The sequence below is a fragment of the Chlorobium sp. genome (assembly GCF_049593655.1).
In the GTDB taxonomy this organism is placed as follows: Bacteria; Bacteroidota; Chlorobiia; order Chlorobiales; family Chlorobiaceae; genus Chlorobium.
This window is the reverse complement of the sequence record NZ_JBAWHG010000015.1, coordinates 16,355-35,912: the sequence shown is the minus strand read 5'-3', so window position 1 is coordinate 35,912 and position 19,558 is coordinate 16,355. Positions and strand designations below refer to the sequence as shown.

General features: G+C 55.8%; 17 protein-coding genes. 6 read left to right on the top strand and 11 right to left on the bottom strand.

Features of this window, described 5'->3' with window-relative positions:
• Positions 1–84: 84 nt before the first annotated feature.
• Together WBP50_RS02395 and WBP50_RS02390 are read right to left on the bottom strand one after the other, a co-directional pair.
• Positions 85–1,410, bottom strand: coding sequence for a dihydroorotase (locus tag WBP50_RS02395; protein ID WP_423931468.1), 1,326 nt, complete (start codon positions 1,408–1,410; stop codon positions 85–87).
• A 47-nt stretch (positions 1,411–1,457) separates the two neighbouring features.
• Entirely contained in the window at positions 1,458–2,192 is a 735-nt protein-coding gene (locus tag WBP50_RS02390; protein ID WP_423931467.1) for a fumarylacetoacetate hydrolase family protein, read from the bottom strand.
• 170 nt (positions 2,193–2,362) lie between these two features.
• On the opposite strand from WBP50_RS02390, the gene WBP50_RS02385 reads away from it, so the two are divergent.
• The 4 genes from WBP50_RS02385 to WBP50_RS02370 are packed head-to-tail and all read left to right on the top strand — an operon-like array spanning position 2,363 to position 6,207.
• The gene (locus tag WBP50_RS02385; protein WP_423931466.1) at positions 2,363–2,950 is read left to right on the top strand and encodes a 5-formyltetrahydrofolate cyclo-ligase; all 588 of its coding nucleotides are present in this window, start codon (positions 2,363–2,365) and stop codon (positions 2,948–2,950) included.
• Between the two features lie 16 nt (positions 2,951–2,966).
• Positions 2,967–5,105 carry a polyphosphate kinase 1 gene (ppk1, locus tag WBP50_RS02380; RefSeq protein WP_423931465.1) on the top strand — a complete coding sequence of 713 codons (2,139 nt, stop codon included), beginning with the start codon at positions 2,967–2,969 and terminating at the stop codon, positions 5,103–5,105.
• Positions 5,102–5,536 carry a ribose 5-phosphate isomerase B gene (gene rpiB / locus WBP50_RS02375; RefSeq protein ID WP_423931464.1) on the top strand — a complete coding sequence of 145 codons (435 nt, stop codon included), beginning with the start codon at positions 5,102–5,104 and terminating at the stop codon, positions 5,534–5,536. The genes ppk1 and rpiB overlap by 4 nt, the downstream gene beginning before the upstream one ends.
• Positions 5,527–6,207, top strand: a complete 681-nt coding sequence (locus WBP50_RS02370) for a CBS domain-containing protein (RefSeq protein WP_423931463.1) — start codon at positions 5,527–5,529, stop codon at positions 6,205–6,207. Before rpiB ends, WBP50_RS02370 begins: the two co-directional genes overlap by 10 nt.
• Positions 6,208–6,213: 6 nt before the next feature.
• Here the strand turns inward: WBP50_RS02370 and WBP50_RS02365 are convergent, their stop codons facing one another.
• Positions 6,214–6,942 (bottom strand): helix-turn-helix domain-containing protein, encoded by a 729-nt coding sequence (locus tag WBP50_RS02365; RefSeq protein ID WP_423931462.1) that lies wholly within the window; start codon positions 6,940–6,942, stop codon positions 6,214–6,216.
• 287 nt (positions 6,943–7,229) lie between these two features.
• Between WBP50_RS02365 and WBP50_RS02360 the strand changes: the two genes are divergently transcribed.
• Positions 7,230–8,456: a M20 metallopeptidase family protein gene (locus WBP50_RS02360; protein ID WP_423931461.1), complete on the top strand. Its 1,227-nt coding sequence runs from the start codon at positions 7,230–7,232 to the stop codon at positions 8,454–8,456.
• A 91-nt stretch (positions 8,457–8,547) separates the two neighbouring features.
• Here the strand turns inward: WBP50_RS02360 and WBP50_RS02355 are convergent, their stop codons facing one another.
• Positions 8,548–9,522: a class II fructose-bisphosphate aldolase gene (locus tag WBP50_RS02355; protein WP_423931460.1), complete on the bottom strand. Its 975-nt coding sequence runs from the start codon at positions 9,520–9,522 to the stop codon at positions 8,548–8,550.
• 142 nt (positions 9,523–9,664) lie between these two features.
• Between WBP50_RS02355 and WBP50_RS02350 the strand changes: the two genes are divergently transcribed.
• Positions 9,665–11,755 carry a carboxy terminal-processing peptidase gene (locus tag WBP50_RS02350; RefSeq protein WP_423931459.1) on the top strand — a complete coding sequence of 697 codons (2,091 nt, stop codon included), beginning with the start codon at positions 9,665–9,667 and terminating at the stop codon, positions 11,753–11,755.
• A 75-nt stretch (positions 11,756–11,830) separates the two neighbouring features.
• On the opposite strand, the gene argH is transcribed toward WBP50_RS02350, so the two are convergent.
• The 7 genes from argH to argC all read right to left on the bottom strand — a co-directional run bounded on the left by argH (position 11,831) and on the right by argC (position 19,312).
• Positions 11,831–13,213, bottom strand: coding sequence for an argininosuccinate lyase (argH, locus tag WBP50_RS02345; protein ID WP_423931458.1), 1,383 nt, complete (start codon positions 13,211–13,213; stop codon positions 11,831–11,833).
• Between the two features lie 103 nt (positions 13,214–13,316).
• Positions 13,317–14,519, bottom strand: coding sequence for an argininosuccinate synthase (locus tag WBP50_RS02340; protein ID WP_423931457.1), 1,203 nt, complete (start codon positions 14,517–14,519; stop codon positions 13,317–13,319).
• Positions 14,520–14,537: 18 nt separating this feature from the next.
• On the bottom strand, positions 14,538–14,984 hold the full coding sequence (locus WBP50_RS02335) for an arginine repressor (protein WP_423931456.1): 447 nt from the start codon (positions 14,982–14,984) through the stop codon (positions 14,538–14,540).
• Positions 14,985–14,991: 7 nt separating this feature from the next.
• On the bottom strand, positions 14,992–16,008 hold the full coding sequence (gene argF, locus WBP50_RS02330; RefSeq protein ID WP_423931455.1) for an ornithine carbamoyltransferase: 1,017 nt from the start codon (positions 16,006–16,008) through the stop codon (positions 14,992–14,994).
• Positions 16,009–16,018: 10 nt separating this feature from the next.
• A complete protein-coding gene (argB, locus tag WBP50_RS02325) occupies positions 16,019–16,930 on the bottom strand; it encodes an acetylglutamate kinase (protein WP_423931454.1) in 912 nt (303 codons plus the stop codon).
• Positions 16,931–16,965: 35 nt separating this feature from the next.
• Positions 16,966–18,252, bottom strand: coding sequence for a bifunctional glutamate N-acetyltransferase/amino-acid acetyltransferase ArgJ (argJ, locus tag WBP50_RS02320; RefSeq protein ID WP_423931498.1), 1,287 nt, complete (start codon positions 18,250–18,252; stop codon positions 16,966–16,968).
• Between the two features lie 28 nt (positions 18,253–18,280).
• Positions 18,281–19,312: an N-acetyl-gamma-glutamyl-phosphate reductase gene (gene argC, locus WBP50_RS02315; protein ID WP_423931453.1), complete on the bottom strand. Its 1,032-nt coding sequence runs from the start codon at positions 19,310–19,312 to the stop codon at positions 18,281–18,283.
• Between the last annotated feature and the right edge of the window lie 246 nt (positions 19,313–19,558).

Sequence of the window (19,558 nt, the reverse complement as noted above, 5' to 3'; positions counted from 1 at the left end):
TAATTATACTTTCGCTTAAAAGAACTTGAAGGTAATAAAAAAATTACCTCTATACAAGCTCCAAACCGCCCCCGCCCATTTGCGCTACAGCTGGTTTTCGATGAATTTTCCCCTGTGGCAGATGCCGGCGGCCTTCCCTTTGAGACGGCGTCCGATAAAGGGGGTATTCAGGGATCTGGAGTGCAGATTTTCCTTTGTAACCGTCCACTCCAGATCGGGATCGATAACGGTAAAGTTCGCGATTTCTCCCTCGCGGAACCGGATTGGATCGAGATGCATGATCTTTCTCGGGTTGACGGAGAGCATCTCGACGGCTCTTGCAAGCGTGATCACGCCTTTCCATACAAGCTCCGTCATGGTCAGACCTACGGAGGTCTCCAGTCCGGTTATGCCGAATGCGGCCTGATCGGGAGGGCACTCTTTTTCGTGGGCGGCATGGGGCGCATGATCGGTAGCGATGGCGTCGATGGTTCCGTCGGCGATGGCGTCAAGCAGGGCCTGGCGGTTTTTCGCGGAACAGAGCGGCGGCTTCATGATGAAGTTACCCTTGGCCTCCGCCCTGAAGAGGTCTTCATCGGTCAGCGTGAAGTGGTGGGGGGTTACTTCGCAGGTAACCTGCAGCCCTTCCGCCTTTGCCTGCCGGACAAGGTCGAGGGCGGCTCTGGTGCTGATGTGCGCGACATGGTATCGGGAAGGGTTGAGCGGATCATGCAGTTTGTGTTCCTGCAGATAGCGCATGAGCTCAAGGTCACGGGCAAGCGTTATGGCTTCGGCGGCGTCGGGAATGCCTTTAAGGCCAAGCATGGTGGAAAAGCGACCTTCGTTCATGATGCCGCCCTGCGTCAGCGTCCTGTCTTCGCAGTGCTGGATGACCAGCAGGTCGAAATTCGAGGCATATTCAAAGGCAAGGCGCATGATCTGTGTGTTCTGGATGGCGGTGCCGTCGTCCGAAACGGCCCTCACTCCGTATGAGCGGAATTTGCCGAAAGGGGCGAGGGTTTCGCCCCGGCTTTCGAGGGTCATCGCGCCGAGAACTTCAAGGTCTATCGGCAGCTCGGCGGCATGATGGCGGATATAGGCCACTCCGAGAGGGCTGTCGATGACCGGGCGGGTGTTGGGCATGAGCGCCACGCCGGTAAAACCTCCGGCTACAGCTGCCGCAGAGCCTGTTGCAAGCGTTTCCTTGTACTCCTGACCAGGGTCACGGAAGTGGCAGTGCATGTCGAAGAGGCCGGGCACAAGCACTTTTCCTCCAAGGTCGACGACCCGGTCGTCGGCGTTTTGCGCAATGGTTTCGTTACCGAAGGCAAGGGTTTCGATGACGCCGGAACCGGAAACCTTCAGCGATGCGGCTGTATCGAGATTATCTGCAGGACTCAGGAGACGGGCTCCTTGAAAAATAATGCTCATGGTAAAAGAATGATTGATGAAAAATTGGCGGAGCCGTTATGTGCGATTCATTTTTCCGGAAAATCCTGAAGAACCGAAACCCGGAGTGCGGCAAGTTCATAGGACTCGTTTTCGAGACTGCTTCGCTTGCAAAGCTTCGCTTCGAGCACATCGCCCGCTACAACCCGCCCGACTCCGGCCGGGGTTCCCGTAAAGATCAGGTCACCCCTGCGCAGTCCGTAAACGGACGAAAGATAGTGTACGAGAAACGGAGGTGAAAAAACAGTTTCATCGAACGAGCCGTGCTGAACCCTTTTGCCGTTGCAGTCCAGGAACAGTTCAAGGTCGCGCCAGCTTCCGGCTTCGCTGCGCTGAACGAAATCGGATACAAGGGCGCTTTTTCTGAACCCCTTGCTTTTCAGCCAGGGATTGCCCTGTTTTTTCGCTTCGAGCTGAACATCCCGGAGGGTCATGTCGAGACCTACGCCGTAACCCTTGACGGCTTTCATCGCCTCCTCTTCGGTGCATTCGTCGCAGTCCGCGCCCATGAGCAGCACGATCTCCGCTTCATAGTGCAGGTTTTCCGAAAGAGGACGGCCCTCGAACACGGGAATCATGGTTATCCCTCCGGTTTCAAGTGCGGATGGAGGTTTGAGAAAAACAACCGGTTCCCGCTCTTCCGGGGAGTTTCCCTCGCGCGGTTCTTCCCAGAGCTGCATTTCGCGTGCATGATCGCGATAGTTTTTTGCGATGCAGTAGATTGTTCCGGGAGCGATGGATGAAACATCGATAAGGGGCGTCATATCGGAGAAAGGCTTGTTTGTTCAAAAGGGTTTATTGCAGTAATGTAAAATCATTCGGGGTGAACTACAACTTGCCGGCCTGAGGAAAGACTGGTGCCGAAAGACGGACAAGTTTTTTATCTTGCTGATCAGGGAGAAATTTACGGTCATCAACGGCGGATTTGCGAGTCATGAGCACCCCTTCGGAATCGAAACCGGCGGTAAGGAAAAAGCTTCTTGCCCTCAGGAGAAGTCTGCGCCAGGAGGAGTGGCTCGAAAAAAGTGCGGCGATTGCGGCGAGGATCTCCGGGATACCGGAAGTTGCCGGGGCGCAACATGTCCTTGCGTATCTTTCCATTGCCGAAACCCGCGAAGTCTTCACCGGAGAGATCATCAGCCGCCTGTGCGGCTCCGGCCGGAAAGTTTCCGTGCCGGTTATCCGTGATGACAGGCTTGCTGCCTGCACCTATCTGCCCGGAGAAAAGCTCGGGAAAGGCATGTTCGGTCAGCCGGAGCCCGCGCTGTTCCGTCCCGTCGATCCTTCCGGGATCGATGCCGTGATCATCCCCCTCGTCGGGGCTGATGAAGAGGGGAACCGGATGGGTTACGGCAGGGGGTATTTCGACCGTTTTCTTTCGGAACTCGCGGCGGACGGGCATTTTCCCTGTCGTGTCGGACTGGCGTTCCGCCTCCAGATCGTGCCGCTGCTTCCCCGTGATGTGTGGGATGAACGGCTTGATTACACGGTGCATGAGGGCGGCGTCATGCGATTCACCTAATTTTTTTTGTACCAGTATGGAACCACAGCATATCGATACCGAGTCGGCCGAGATTCTTCCGGATCTCCGTGATCCGGCATATTACATCAACAGGGAGCTGAGCTGGCTCGAATTCAACCAGAGAGTGCTTGAAGAGGCGTTGGCCCCGGACGGGCATCCGCTGCTCGAACGCGCCAAGTTCATCTCGATATTCAGCTCCAATCTCGACGAGTATTTCATGATTCGCGTTGCCGGTATCGAAGATCAGCTCGACGCCGGCATTCAGGAGCGCACCATCGACGGTCTGACGCCGGGCGAACAGCTTGAACGAATCCGATCGAGGATTCTGCTGCAGCTTCGCCAGAGGAACGACTGCTTCTATAACGATATTCTGCCGGCGCTGAAAGAAAAGAGCGTGGAGTTTGTCCGGTTTACCGATATGAGCCCCGAACACCAGGAGCTGCTCCGTCTTTATTTCCGTCAGGAGATATTTCCCGTGCTTACGCCTCTGGCGTTCGATACCGGCCATCCCTTTCCCTTTCTGTCGAATCTTTCGCTCAATCTCGCCATCGAGCTTGAGGACAGGGAGACCCGTACGCATAAATTCGCCAGGGTCAAGGTGCCGAGCATCCTGCCGCGCATGCTCAATCTGGGGAGTATCGAAAATATCGTTTTCGATGACGGGATTACCCGTTTCATCTGGCTCGAGGATCTTATCGCCAACAATCTCGGTCAGCTTTTTCCTGAAATGCAGATCATCAAGTCGCATCTGTTCAGGGTGATACGCAATGCCGATATCGAGATAGAAGAGGATGAGGCCGGCGATCTGCTGGAAACCATAGAGCAGGGGATCCGTTCCCGCCGCTACGGAAAGGTCGTGCGTCTTGACATCGGTCCTGAAATGCCGGACTCGGTCAGAAAGCTGCTCATGAACAATCTCGACGTAACGGAGCGCAACGTCTATGAGATCGGAGGGGTTCTGGGCCTCGGGTGCCTGATCGACCTGCTCAAGGTAGACCGTCCGGAGCTGAAGGATGAGCCGTTCGTGCCGGTAAACCGGATCGAGGAACAGTTTCAGGGCGATATATTCAGAGCGGCGAAAGCGCAGGATATTCTCCTGTACCACCCCTACGACTCGTTCAAGCCGGTCGTGGATTTCATCCGGCAGGCGGCCAGCGATCCCGATGTGCTCTCGATCAAGCAGACGCTCTACCGTGTAGGCAGCAATTCGCCTATTGTCAAGGCGCTGATGTCCGCCGTCGAACATGGCAAGCAGGTGGCGGTGCTGGTGGAACTGAAGGCCCGGTTCGATGAGGAGAACAATATCGTATGGGCAAGGGCGCTTGAAGAGGTCGGCGCTCATGTGATCTACGGCCTTCCCGGCCTGAAAACCCATGCCAAGCTTACCCTGATTGTCCGGCGGGAACATCACAAGCTGAAACGCTACCTTCATCTGGGTACGGGCAACTACAATCCGGCAACCGGTAAAATCTATACCGACTACAGCCTCTTTACCGTCAACGAGCGACTTGCAAGCGAGGTGGCCGAACTGTTCAACGCGCTGACCGGATATTCGAAGTACACCGGATACAAAAAGCTGCTGGTATCGCCGATCAACACCAGGAAGCGGATCATCGGCATGATCGAAAGGGAGGCGGAACAGCACCGGAGCAAGGGTGGCGGGCGCATCATCATGAAAATGAACGCCCTTGTGGACGACAAGACCATCAGGGCGCTTTACCGGGCGTCCAGGGACGGCGTGCAGATCGACCTCCTTGTGCGAGGCATCTGCTGCCTGAAACCCGGCATTCCCGACATCAGCGAGAACATCCGGGTTGTCAGCATTATCGGAAGGTTTCTCGAACACAGCCGGGCTTACTATTTTTCCAATGGCGGCTCAGGCGAGCTCTATCTCGGAAGCGCCGATATCATGCCGAGAAATCTCGATCACCGGGTTGAAACGCTCTTTCCCGTGCCCGACAGAAAGATCGTCCAGCTGGTCAAATCCGATCTCGAACTGATGCTTCTCGACAATGTCAAGTCATGGGAGATGCTCCCGGAGGGCTCCTACAGGAAAGTGAGCGACGGAAAAACGGAGATCAACAGCCAGAGTGTTTTTTTGAATCAGTCGGCCAGAAAGAAAATTTCCAATAAATTTAAAGCAGAAGAGTTATGAAGATTGCCGTAGGAAGCGATCATGCCGGTTTCGAGCTGAAAAACTATGTCGTCGAGTGGCTCCGGGAAAACGGCCATGATGCCGTCGATATGGGTCCGTTCAGTGAGGAATCGGTCGATTATCCCGATTACGCAAGAAAAGTCGCCCTGAGCGTTGTGGCCGGAACCGTCCAGCAGGGGGTTCTTTTATGCGGAACAGGTATCGGCGTTTCGATTTCCGCCAACAAGGTGAAGGGCATACGAGCCGCCCTGGCCTGCAGCCCGGAATTCGCCACGCTTGCACGTCAGCATAATAATGCGAATATTATCTGTTTCTCCGCAAGGTTTACCGACAGGGAAACCATAGCCAGAAGTCTTGAAAACTGGTTTGCTGCGGATTTTGAAGGCGGAAGGCATGAACGGCGGGTCAATAAAATCGAACCATGCTGCTGAACGAGTGTATAGAAGACTGTCTTGACAGAACATATCCCTCTTTTGCCGACGATTCGCCGGCAGGGGAGGTTCTTGCCCTCATGCAGGAGAAAGGCCTTCAGTGCGCTCCTATCCTGCATGAGGGCAGGGTTGTGGCCGTCGTCAGGCCGGAGGATCTGGCGGGGTCGAAAAAAAAGGAGGGCCTGCGCCTCGGCGATCTCTCCTCAACACCCGTCAAAAGCGTCGCATACAACGAACATCTCTTCAACCTTTTCGAGCGGTTCCGCGCCTCGTCCGATTCGATCATTCCCGTATCGGATGAAGATGGGCGATATGCCGGCGTTGTTGAAAAGAGCAGGGTTCTCGAAAAAATCGCCATGGTATTCCATCTCGGTCAGGATGCCACGACCCTTGAGCTCGATCTTCCATCGCACGGGCTGAAGCTTTCGGAGATCATTGCCACCATTGAGAAAAACGACGCGACGCTCCTGAGTTTCGGTTCCTACTATGCCGATCCTGAAAAAGAGAGCGTTGTGCTCGCTTTCAGGGTTCAGACCCACGACCAGTTCCGCCTGGTCAAGAATATGGAGAAATACGGCTATGCGATCCGCTACGCCTCGCCCCTCTCCGCATCCGAATATGACGAACTGAGGGAAAAGGCGCTTGAATTCATCCGGTACATGGATATGTAGCCGTTGCTATCCGTAATGCCGGAGGGCGGCAAGCACGATGCCGAGAATGCGGAAATCCATATCGGGTGTTATGGCTATCGGCCGGTAGGCGGGGTTTTCCGGAATCAGCGAAACCGCTCCACCCCCGCTGATGGAGAGGGTCTTGACGGTAACCTCCCCGTTGATGCTCGCGATGACCACCTGGCCGTGTTTGGCTTTTTCGCGCGCTTCGACAAGCAGGGTGTCTCCATGCATGATCCCGATATCGATCATGCTGTCGCCGTTGACCTTGAGCGCATAAATGTTTTTTTTACCCCGAACCCATGAGGCGGGCATATCGAGGTACTCTTCGATCTCTCCGGCGGCCATATCAGGCGTCCCGGCCGGCACCGCGCCGATATAGAGAGGAACTCTTGCGATGGCCTCGCCGGGCTCACGATGCGTTTCGGCTTCCAGTACCCGACGCATCTGCCGTTCAAGCACATTGATCCGGACACTGAAATCGACAGCCGGCAGGGCGCTTTCTGGGTCGCCTTTGAGCATCATGCCCTTTCCGGAGAGCACCCATTCCGGATTGACGGGAAATTCCCTGCACAGCGACATCAGTACGGACGCCGTTGTGCCTCCCTTGTCGTTTTCGATTTCCGAAACCCTGTTTCCTGAAATACCTGCTCTCGCTCCGAACTCATCCTGGCGAAGCCCGAAATGATCACGAAGGAGCCTGACTCTCCGGCCAAGCGAAAGAACCGTTTCCATAGCTGTTCATGTTTTCTTTTTACCGGGAGTCCGTTATCGGATAATCGGTAATTTCAGGGGAAAAGTTCACTATTATCCGAATTTATGAAAAAATTCCGACAATCTCCAACACTTCGCGGGATCCGCACTGCGTGGCCGGGACAAATCCGTTTCCGGCGACCTCCGGTTTTTCCTTTCGTTGCGATATTTGTACCTTGAAACTTCACTCCAGAGAACAAAAACCACCGGTCGGGCTTCATGCATCCCGACGTCGAGGGAAGAGCATGAACGCTGTCAATCACTTGTTTATGAATACAGACTATTCTTCCGGATTTGCACGGCGTATCCGGGAGCGGGCATCGGAGATTTTTCCGGAAACGGTTTCACTGCGCCGTGAGATACACCTTCATCCGGAGCTCTCCTATGAAGAGGTGAAAACCACTGCGCTGATCGATGGGTATCTGCGCTCGCTGGGCATCGAACCGGAGCCTCCTTTTCTTGAAACCGGCGTCGTAGCCCTTCTCAGGGGGGAAGGGAAGCGGGGCAGCGGCAATCTGGTCGCTCTCCGGGCGGATATCGATGCGCTTCCGGTAACCGAGGAGAACAGCCACGCATTCTGCTCGCTCGAGCCCGGAAAAATGCATGCCTGCGGCCACGACATGCATACGGCAATGCTGCTCGGTGCGGCCAGGATTCTTTCCGGCATGAAAGATGAACTTCACGGGGATGTCCTGCTGATTTTTCAGCCCGCCGAAGAAAAAACGCCCGGAGGGGCAAAACCCCTGATCGAAGCCGGCCTTTTCCGGCGCTTCAACCCTGCGGTCATTATTGGCCAGCACTGCTTTCCGAACGTTCCAGCCGGAAAGGTGGCGCTTTGCAAGGGCAGCTTCATGGCGGCCACCGATGAGCTTTATTTCACGATATCAGGGCAGGGAGGCCACGCTTCCGCGCCCCACAAGGCTGCGGACCCCGTGCTCGCTGCCGCCCATATCATTACGGCGGTTCAGCATCTCGTCAGCCGGGTGGCTCCCCCGCATGAACCGGCGGTTGTTTCGATAGCCTCCATTCACGGCGGCAATGCCCCAAACGTCATTCCGGGAAAAGTGAGCATGTCCGGCACCATGAGAACCATGAACGAGGAACTGCGCACGCTCCTGAAGGACAGGCTCCGCCAGACGGTCATGCATGTCGCCGAAGCTTTCGGCGTTCAGGCCGAACTGGAAATCAGGAACGGTTACCCGGCTCTTGTCAACGATCCTCAAGTCACCCTGCAGGCCGTGGCGGCATGCACCGAGTACCTCGGAAGCGGGAACGTGCTCCAGAGCGAGCCGCTCATGACGGCAGAGGATTTCGCCTACTACCTCCTCGAACGGCCCGGAACCTTCTGGCAGATAGGGACAGGCACCCCTGAACAGGAAAAGGGCAACACCCTGCATTCACCTACGTTCAACCCTGAAGAACGGGCTCTGGAAACCGGAAGCGGGCTCCTTGCCTATTCGGCCTGGAGGTTTCTCGACCTGCTCTCCGGCAGGTAGGGTGCTTTTCCGGAAGCTGCGTTCCTGAAGCACAAAAAAAAGGCGCTCCCGGAAAAGAGCGCCTTCTGCGTTAAATGCTTCGGAACCTGAATCAGGCTTTGCCGTTGGAACCCAGTACGTTCAGGATCTTGTGGATATAGAGTTTTTTCAGGGAATCCCTTGCAGGTCCGAGATACTTGCGCGGATCGAACTCTTCGGGTTTTTCATCGAGCACCTTCCGCACTGCCGCCGTCATGGCAAGACGTCCGTCGGAATCGATATTGATTTTACAGACCGCCGACTTGGCTGCCAGACGAAGCTGGTCTTCACTGATGCCGATGGCATCCTTCAGTTTGCCGCCGTGTTCGTTGATGGTCTGAACGAGCTCCTGAGGGACGGAGGAGGCTCCGTGCAGGACAATGGGGAAACCCGGTATGCGCTGTTCGATTTCGGCGAGGATGTCGAGACGGATTTTAGGATCTTCACCCGGTTTGAACTTGAATGCGCCGTGTGAGGTGCCGATGGAGATGGCAAGGCTGTCGACACCGGTTTTTGCAACGAAGTCCTCCACCTCTTCCGGCTGCGTATAGGTGTGGTGGGCAGCGGAAACTTCGTCTTCGATGCCGGCCAGCACGCCGAGTTCGCCTTCGACGGTCACATCGTACTGGTGGGCGTATTCGACAACTTTTCTGGTAAGGGCGACGTTCTCTTCATAGGGCAGATGCGATCCGTCGATCATGACAGAGGAAAAACCGGATTCGATGCAATCCTTGCAGAGTTCGAACGTGTCGCCGTGATCGAGGTGAAGGACAACCGGGACAGGCGTTCCCAGTTCCGCTGCGAACTCCACGGCGCCCCGTGCCAGGTGCTTGAGCAGGGTTTCGTTTGCGTAGCTGCGGGCTCCCTTGGATACCTGAAGAATAACCGGAGAGGCGGTTTCGGCGCAGGCCATGATAATAGCCTGGAGCTGCTCGAGGTTGTTGAAGTTGTAGGCCGGAATGGCATAACCGCCCTTGACGGCTTTGGCGAAAAGTTCACGGCTGTTGACAAGTCCGAGCTCTTTATAGCTTACGGATATCTTTTCCATAGAAAGGTTTTGCTTAATTGTTATTGTCTGAGCGAATTTTTACTTTCCCTGCATCAGGAGATTTCAGCGGGTTGACTGTCCTCCAATATAATATATTTGTGAACTCATTCAAGAACACTCAAGCGGCAGATACCGATAAACCATGGATTATCATACACCGGCAATCATCAGAAAAGGTCTGATTGTCGTCATCGTTTCTTTAGGCTGTTCAGCTCAGACCTTCGGCAAAAACCCCTTTCCCCTCAAGCCTGCCGTAGCTGTTGTACCACTCAGGCCGACGGAAACGCAACTGGCAGCCGGCAGATATGTAACGCAGTATCTCCAGAAGAACCACTACCGCAGGGTTGCGGTGAACGACTCGCTCTCCCAGCAGATTTTCCGCCGTTATATCGATAATCTCGATGGTTCGAAAAGCCATTTCCTTTCCGGAGAGGTTGCCGCACTGAGGACAGCTTACGGAAACCGCCTCGACAACGAGTTGCTCGAAGGCCGCTCGACTGCGGGGTTTGCCATTTACAACCAGTTTCTGCGCCGCTCGAGAGAGAAAATGAGGTTCATGAAAGCCACCGTCGATACCGTGCGTTTCGACTTCACCAGACCGGAATCTCTCGATCTCGACCGCAAAAACGACCCCTGGCCGGCGGACTTCCGTCAGCTCCGGGCTCTCTGGAGAAAAGAGCTCAAATACCAGTGGCTGAGCATGAAGTACTCGGAAGGCAGCGGAAAGTCCATTCGCACGGAACTTTCCAAAACCTATGCAAACCGGCTCAGGCTCCTCAGCCGGCAGAAATCCGACGATGCCTTCCAGGCCTACATGTATGCGGTAACGACCTCCTTCGATCCGCATACCAGTTATTTTTCGCCTGACGAGTTCGAGAACTTCCAGATCGATCTCAGCCGCTCGCTGGAGGGAATCGGAGCGAAACTGCAGATGGAGAGCGAATATACGGTGGTCAATGAGATCATTCCCGGCGGGCCGGCCTTCAAAAGCAATCTTCTGAAAAAATCGGACCGCATTATCGGTGTCGGCCAGGGCGCCGCCGGTGAAATCGTCGATGTGAGGGGATGGAGGATCAATGATGTCGTCAAGCTTATCCGGGGCAGCAAGGGAACCCTGATCCGCCTGAAAATCTATCCGGCAAGCCAGGGAGGCAGGGGACCGGCAAAAGTCATTCAGCTGGTGCGCGACAAGGTGAACCTCCAGGAGCAGGCGGCCCGCAAGAGCTTCATTGACGTGGACGGACGTAAAATCGGCGTCATCACCATTCCTTCCTTCTATCTCGATTTCGAGGCACAGAAGCTCAATGCCAACAACTTCAACAGTACGACACGCGATGTCGCCCGTATCCTCCAGGATCTCAACAGCGCTGGTGTCGACGGCGTGATCATCGATCTGCGCGACAACGGCGGAGGCTCGCTTGAAGAGGCCGTAAACGTTACCGGACTGTTTATTCCGGCTGGCCCGGTGGTGCAGATCAGTAACTCTTCGGGCGGAAAAATGGTGCTGCGCGACGAGGACAAACGGACAATGTATGAGGGCCCTCTGGCCGTGCTGGTCAACCGGTACAGCGCTTCGGCATCGGAAATCTTCGCCGCCGCGGTTCAGGACTACGGCCGGGGGGTCATTGTCGGCGAGCAGACTTTCGGCAAAGGCACGGTGCAAAGTCTGGTCAAGCTGAGCCGGCCTTTCGGCTTTCTCTCCAGGCAGACCGATCTCGGCCAGCTGAAGCTGACGATTGCGAAATTTTACCGGATTTCCGGAGGCAGCACCCAGCACAAGGGAGTCTCGCCGGACATTGCGATTCCCTCACTGATCGACAACTCCTCGGTCGGAGAGGACACCTATACCAGCAGTCTTCCATGGAGCACGATATCAAGAACCTTCTACCGTCCCGTTTCCGATATTTCACGTGACGATATCCTGCATCTGCGCCAGAATTACCATGCGGCATCGCTTCAGAACAAAACGAGCCGGGAGTATCTCCGCGATCTGGGCATTCTGAACCGTATCAGGAAAAGAAAGGTTGTCGCCCTCAGCGAGGCAGCCTACAAGGCGGAAAATGACGAGCTGAAGAGAATAGAAAAGCGATGGATGATCGAACCCGACAGCATCAGGGACAGCAGCCGTGATTTCATGCTGAACCGTTCCGCTGAAATCGTAACCCGGCTGGTGGAACTGAAAAAATCCAGACAGGCCGGCGCTCCTCCGAAGAGAACGCTGTCGGTGAACTGAACGGTCCGCACAACAAAACAGAAAAGGCTGCCCTCACCCGGCAGCCTTTTCTGTTTTGTGTTGCCCATGATCTCTTCAGAGCAGCTTTCTGGCCTCTTCAAGCTGCGCTTCCACGGAACTGAAGGAGCAGCTGCCGCGACTCTTTTTGGCCCTGATGCTCGCTTCGGGTTTGAGCGAAAGGTAGATGTCGTTTTCGAAAAGCGTGGAAAAGGTTCTGTACTCTTCCAGCGTTATGTTCGGAAGGGTTTTGCCTGAAGCGATGCTGTGTGAGACGATCCTGCCGGTAACGCGGTGGGCATCCCTGAAAGGCATCTGCTTGCGGACCAGATACTCGGCGATTTCCGTGGCGAGGCTGAGGTCCTCGGCGGTCAGTTTTGCAAGCCGCTCCTCCCTGAGGGTTGTGTGCTCGAGCAGCTTTCCGAAAATCGAGACACACTCGATGGTCGTTTCGGCGCTGTCGAAAAGCGGCGGTTTGTCCTCCTGCATGTCGCGGTTGTAGGAGAGGGGGAGTCCTTTCATGATGGTGAGCATGGAGACCAGACTGCCATAGACCCTGCCGGTTTTTCCCCTTACCAGTTCCGCGATGTCGGCGTTCTTTTTCTGCGGCATGAGCGATGAACCGGTAGCGAAGGCGTCGCTGATTTCAAGGTAGCCGAACTCGTAGGAGCTCCAGAGAATCAGGTCTTCGGCAAAGCGCGAAAGGTGCATCATGATCATCGAACAGGCTGAAATGAACTCGATCACGATATCCCTGTCGCTTACGGCATCGATACTGTTGGAGAAAACTCCGTCGAAGTCGAGCAGTACGGCGCTTCTTTCGGTATTGAGCGGAAGCGTGCTTCCGGCAAACGCGGCTGCGCCGAGAGGGGAGATGTTCACCCGCCTGAAGAGATCGGCCAGCCGGTCGCGGTCGCGGCGGAACATGTTGAAATAGGCCAGATAGTAGTGCCCTGCGGAGATCGGCTGGGCTCGCTGCAGATGGGTGTACCCGAAAATGATGGTCTCCTTGCAGGCGTCGGCCTTTGAAACGAGGATTTTCTGCAGTCCATGCAGCGCCGCGTCAAGCGTGCGGATCTGCCGGCGCAGGTAAAGACGGGTATCGGTTGCCACCTGATCGTTCCGGCTTCTTCCCGAGTGAATCTTTCCTGCAGCAGCTCCGATTTTTTCTTTCAGCCGGTTTTCGATCACCGTGTGGATATCCTCATCCTCCCAGTGAGGCACGAGCGCTTCGGTTTCAAGTTCCGTTTCGATCTCCCTGAGTCCGGCTATGATCTGTCGGGCCTCCTCCGGAGTGATGATTCCCTCTTCGGCCAGCATGGTGACGTGGGCGGTGGACCCCTGGATATCCTCCCTGAAGAGCGCCTTGTCGACATGCACCGATGAGGAGAAACGCAGGGCATCACGGTCGAACGGCAGGGAGAAGCGGCTCTGCCAGAGAAGTTCTTTCTTGTTGCTCATGAAAAAGTCGTGTTTTTGCAAGATCGTTCGAATGGGAAAAAGAGCCGTCAGGTGCGCTCCCCGACGAATTGCCTGAGGGGAGCGCAGACGCGGTTTTCCGGCCTCAGAGGCCCGGATTGACCTGGCTGAAGGTTTTCATGCCGAGGCCGTACAGGTGAATGAACCCTGCAGCCGCCTTGTGGTTGAAGGTATCGGCTTCGGTATAGGTTGCCAGCTCCTCGTTGTAGAGCGAGTTCGGCGAATTCCTGCCAAGCAGCGAAAGGCTGCCCTTGTAGAGCTTCAGGCGCACCACGCCGGTCACCGGCTTCTGGGTTTCATCAACGAACGCATCGAGCGCCTTGCGCATCGGGGAGAACCAGGTGCCGTTGTAGATGATGTTGGCGTAGTCCTGGCTGATGTTCTTCTTGTACTGGAAGACGGTTTTTTCAAGCGTCAGTCGTTCGAGTTCCCTGTGCGCGAAGTGCAGGATGGTTGCCGCGGGTGCTTCGTAGATCTCCCTCGACTTGATGCCTACAACCCTGTTTTCGATCATGTCGAGACGTCCGATACCGTTGGCTGCGCCGGTTTCGTTGAGTTTCTGGATCATGTCGAGCCCGCTCATGCGCTGGCCGTCAAGCGCAACCGGCACACCCTGGGCGAATTCGATCTCAACTGATGCCGGGGTATCGGGCGCATTTTCCGGTGAGGTGGTGATCTGGTAGGCATCCTCCGGAGGGGTTACCATGGGATCTTCAAGCACGCCGCATTCGATGCTGATGCCCCAGATGTTCTCGTCGATCGAGTACGGGCTCTTCTTTGTGGCCGATACCGGTATGTTGTGTTCGAGGGCATAGGCGATTTCCGCTTCACGCGAGGTGAACTCCCATTCGCGCAGGGGAGCGAGCATCTTCAGATGGGGAGCCAGAGAGGCGAAGGTGACCTCGAAGCGTACCTGGTCGTTGCCTTTTCCGGTGCAGCCGTGCGCAAGCATGGTGCAGTTCTCCTCAAGCGCCACATCGACAAGCGCCTTTGCGAGCAGCGGCCTGCCGAGAGCGGTGGCCAGAGGATAGACATCCTCATAAAGCGCGCCGGCTTTCAGCGCTCTCCAGATATACTCCTCGACGAAGGTCTTGCGGAGATCGACGAACCTGAACGCCGAAGCGCCGGTCGTGAGGGCTTTCGATTCGAGATTCTCGATCTCTTTCTGCTGGCCGAGGTTGCCGGTGACGGCAACGATTTCGGCGTCGTATTTGTCTTTAAGCCATTTGATCATCACGGAGGTGTCCAGACCACCGGAATAGGCAAGTGCGATTTTTTCCTTACTCATGCGTTGCGTGATTGATTATCAGTTTTTGGAAAGATTTTCTTGAATATAGGATATCACCTGGGAAATCTGCGATACCGATCGGGGAATCACCAGAACGGTGTCGTCACCGGCAACGGTGCCGAGAATGGGAGAATTTTTCATCTGGTCGAAAAACGATGCCACCCCATGCCCCCTTCCGGGAAGGGTTTTGATGATGACCACGGTTTCATTCGATTCGATGGAGAGCACCTCGACCCCGACCAGCCCCTTGATGATGTTGCCGGGATTTTCCTCGGGCAGAACCAGCCGGTAGCCGCCGGCGCCCCTGGAGCGTACAACGCCGATTTCCGTACAGTCCCGCGACAGTGTCGCCTGCGCCACCTTGATGCCGGCCTCCTCGAGCAGACGGATAAGATCGTGCTGGTTGCCGACCTCATGAAGGCGCAGCGTCTCCCGGATTTTCAGTTGCCGTACCTGTTTGTTCATCGCCGGTTCAGGCCTTGATGTTTTTGGCCGCATTGAGCAGACGGTGCGTAAGATGGAATTTCCGGTACTCCTCGTGATTGAGCAGCTTCACCAGAAGGGCTTTCTGCACATGGAGCCGGTTTTCGGCTTCGTCGAATATCAGCGACTGCGGTCCGTCCATCACCTCTGCGGTAATTTCCTGGCCGCGGTGAGCCGGCATGCAGTGCATGACCACGGCGGAGGGTTTGGCCAGAGAGAGCAGGCGGCTGTTGACCTGAAACGGGGCGAAAATTTTCAGCCGGCTCTCATGCTCATCCTCCTGGCCCATGCTCGTCCAGACGTCGGTATAGAGCACGTCGGCATCCAGGGCGGCGGCTTCAGGATCGTGGGTGACCTCGATACGGCTGATGCCGGCTGCCCGCGCGGCTTCAAGGATCCCTGCGTCGGGGGTGTACCCTTCAGGGCAGGCCAGCACGAAATGGAAGGGGAGTATGCCGGCAAGCTCGATCCACGAGTTGGCGACATTGTTGCCGTCTCCGACAAAGACAACCTTGATCCCTTCGTGCCACAAACCCCTTTCGTAGAGGGTAAAGACGTCGGCAAGCACCTGACAGGGGTGCGACAGGTCGGTCAGGGCATTGATGACGGGAATGGAGGAGTTCTCCGCAAGACCCTCGATGATGCTGTGCTCATGCAGCCGCGCTACGATAGCGTCGTTGTAGCGGGAAAGCAGCCGGCCAACGTCCTCTACGGACTCCCTGGAACCTACTCCGATCGCCTTTCCTTCGAGGATTATGGCATAACCTCCGAGTTCGTGAATGCCGAGCTCGAAGGAAACCCTTGTCCTCAGCGAATGTTTGCTGAAAATCAGGACAACCGTCTTGTTTTTAAGTGGCTGGAAGGTGTTGTTCGCCGTGAATTCCTCCCTTTTCCGCTTGATATGAAGGGAGTAGTCGAAAAGTTCGATGACTTTGGCCATATCGAGCCGGGAAAACCCGAGGAAATCACGTTTCCCGGCATTAGCGTGTTTCTTAGCCTGTTCCATAACGGTTGTATTAGCTGTTTTCTGGTTGATCGTTATCCTGTTCGGCGATGAACTGGGTTCCTACCCCCTCATGGGTAAAGATCTCAAGCAGCAGGGAGTGCGTGAATTTACCGTCGATCAGATGGATTTTTCCGACGCCGCCGTCGAGGGTCTTGAAAGCCGAAAGCACTTTCGGGATCATGCCGCCGGAAATGATGCCCTGTTCGATAAAATCTGCGGCTTCCGACTTGCAGATGGTTTTCAGTATCCGCTCCCCGACCTGTATTCCCTCGACGTCGCTGACATAGATGAGTTTTTCCGCCTTGAGCGCGATGGCGATGCTGCTTGCCGCATCATCGGCGTTGATATTGTAGATGTTGCCGTTGTGATCGTATCCGATGGGAGCAATAACCGGAATGAGCCCGGCATGGCAGAGCAGATCGATATAGCCGGTGTTGATCGCCTCGACGTCGCCCACCAGCCCCAGCGTTTCGGCGTTCGGGCCGGGAAGGGCCTGGATGGTATCGGCATCGAGACCGGTAACCCCTACGGCCTTGCCGCCGTGTTCGCTCAGGAGACGCACGATATCCTGGTTTACCTTGCCGGCAAGGGTCATCTGCACGACATCGATCATCTCCCTGTCGGTGACGCGCTTGCCGTGGACAAACTGCGATGCAAGCCCCAGTTTCCTGGCGGTACGGGTGATGGCGTCTCCTCCGCCATGCACCAGGACGACATTGATGCCTACCTTTCTCAGAAGGGTGACGTTCTGGGCAAAACTGTTCTTGAGCACCTCATCTTTCATGGCGGAGCCGCCGTACTTGATGACGAATGTCTTGCCCTCGAACTTGCGGATATAGGGCAGTGCCTCGATGAGCACCTGGCCGATAGCCGCTTCCGGAGCCTTTCTTGCGGATTCGAATTCGCTGCACAGAGGATTCATGCTTTTGATGACGGTTGCGTTAACAGGTAAAAAAATCAGCTTCGGTAGCTGCCGTTGATTTCGATGTACTCCTTGCTCAGGTCGCAGGTCCAGACGGCGGCCTTTCCCGGACCGTTTCCGAGACGCACGGTCATGGTATAGGAGGGTTTTTTCAGAATCTCCGCGGCATCCTCTTCGGAAAAAACAGCCTTCAGGCCCGGTTCGAGAATGGAGAGGCCGTCAAAAAGAATCGCGACATCCTCCTGCCTGAAAAAAGCCCCGGATCGGCCGGCGGCGGCGATGATCCTGCCCCAGTTGGCGTCCTGGCCATGCAGGGCGGTCTTGACGAGCGGCGAGTTCGCTATGGTTTTAGCCGCAATCGCGGCGTCCCGGTCCGAAAGGGCTCCCTCTACGCGAATTTCAACAAGTTTCGTGGCGCCTTCGCCGTCAATGACGATAAGCCTGGCAAGAAAGGTCATGAGCAGTTCGAGAGCCCCGGCGAAAATTTCAGCATCCCGACTTTTTTCCGCGATGGAGGGTCCTTTTCCTCCGGCAAGAATCGACACCATATCGTTGGTGCTGGTATCGCCATCGACGGTTATGGCGTTGAAGCTGTTCCGGTTGGCGTTCTCGAGCATCCGCTGCAGGAGCGCCGGTTCGATTGCTGCATCGGTGCAGAGAAATGCCAGCATGGTGGCCATATCCGGGCAGATCATGCCGGAACCCTTGGCGATGCCGCTCACCCTGGCCGTGCCGCCGGAAAGGCGGACGTCGAGCGAAAAAAACTTCGGAAAGGTATCGGTGGTCATGATGGCTTCGGCGGCATCGAGGCTGGAGTTCCTTGCAAGAGCCGCAGGAAGCTCCGGCATGGCTCCGAGAATTTTCGGCATCGGCAGGGGCTGGCCGATCACTCCGGTGGAAGCCACCAGCACCTCTTCGGGTTTCAGGCCGAACAGGGCGGCGGTCGCCACGGCCATAGCCGCGGCATCGGCGAGACCTTCCGGGCCGGTTGCCGCGTTGGCGTTGCCGCTGTTGCAGATAATCGCCCTCATGCAGCCGCGGCTTTCCAGCAGACTGGCTCTGGAGTGCATGACCGGTGCGGCGGAGCAGAGATTGGTCGTGAACAGAGCGGCTGCCGATGCCGGATTGTCGGCAAGCAGGATCATGAGATCCCTCTTGTCGTATCTGATGGCGGCCGAAACCCCGGCGGAACGAAATCCGTCGGGCCAGAATCCCGCCTCGTCGAGGCCTGAGGGGAGCAGGGGAGTTACGGATTCGGGCCACCGGGTGGCAGCGGCAAGTTCCCTTATGGTATCGAGTGCTTTGTGCAGGTTAGGCGTCACGGCAGTACGGTATGTTTTTTTCTGGTAATCAGGACAGTCCGAGCGTCTCTTCAAGGCCGAGCATGATGTTCATGTTCTGCACGGCCTGACCGGCCGCACCCTTGAGCAGATTATCGATGGCGCTGACAATCACCAGCCGGCCGTTTTCAGGCCCGCTGGCGATATGGATGTCGCAGAAGTTCGTCAGGGCGACATGGCGCACTTCGGTCATGGTGTCGCGCAATCTCACAAACGGTGCGCCGGCATAAAAATTCCTGTAAAGATCGTCGATGGCGCTGCCGGAAGCTTCGCCATCGAGCGAAACGTTCAGCACGGAATAGATCCCTCTGGTAAACGGCCCGATAACCGGGGTAAAGGTGAAATCAAACGCGGGTTCGGAAACCGAAGAGCCGAGCGCCTGCATGATTTCCGGCGTGTGCTGGTGGCACCCGACCTTGTAGGCTCGCATGTTTTCGCTCATTTCCGAGAACGAAAGTTCGGTCTTGCTGGTGCGTCCGGCCCCCGAAATGCCCGAGATCGCCGTGCAGTTGACCGAACTCACCCTGAAGGGACGATCATTGCCATGAAAGAACGGAGCGAGTCCGAGAATGATGCTTGTCGCATAGCAGCCGGGATTGCTCACGGCCTTTGCCTGCGCAATTTCGTTCCTGAACAGTTCGGGCATGGCATAGGTCATCGAGGAGCCTGCTGTCTTCGGCTGCAGGTAGTAGCGTTCATGTTCATCCGTATTTTTCAGCCTGAAATCGCCGGAAAGATCGATAACCATCTTTCCCCTGCCGATCAGTTCGGGTACAAGCTTCAGGGCTTCGCCGTGAGGAAGGGCAAGAAAGCAGATATCGGCGTCGCATTCGCCTGCATAGCGCAGGAGCTCCATGTCGCAGGAGACGGAAGGATAGAGATCCGAAAATCGCTTCCCGGCCTGCGAGAAAGCGTAGAGCGAGTCGAGGCGCAGGGCGGGGTGGCGGAGAATGATGCGCACAAGCTCTGCGCCAGAATAGCCGGAGGCCCCGATAACCGCAACCGAATGGAGTGCCCCGGAGGGCGCCTTTGAATGTGTCATAACCTTTATCTGCGTGCTGGATGAACATACCGCCTGAAACCTGCGATGATATTCTATTTTAAGGATATTTAAAAGTAATTAACAGAGAAAAAACAGGATACGGGCCATGAATATTCATTCAGTACCTGAATATATATTCAATAAAGTGAATATATTACACTTTTCAAGGGAATTATCAAGAGCATTGCGGGCTTTTTTCCCTTTCCGTAACCGGATCTCTCTTTTTTGGAAAAGCTTTTTCATCTG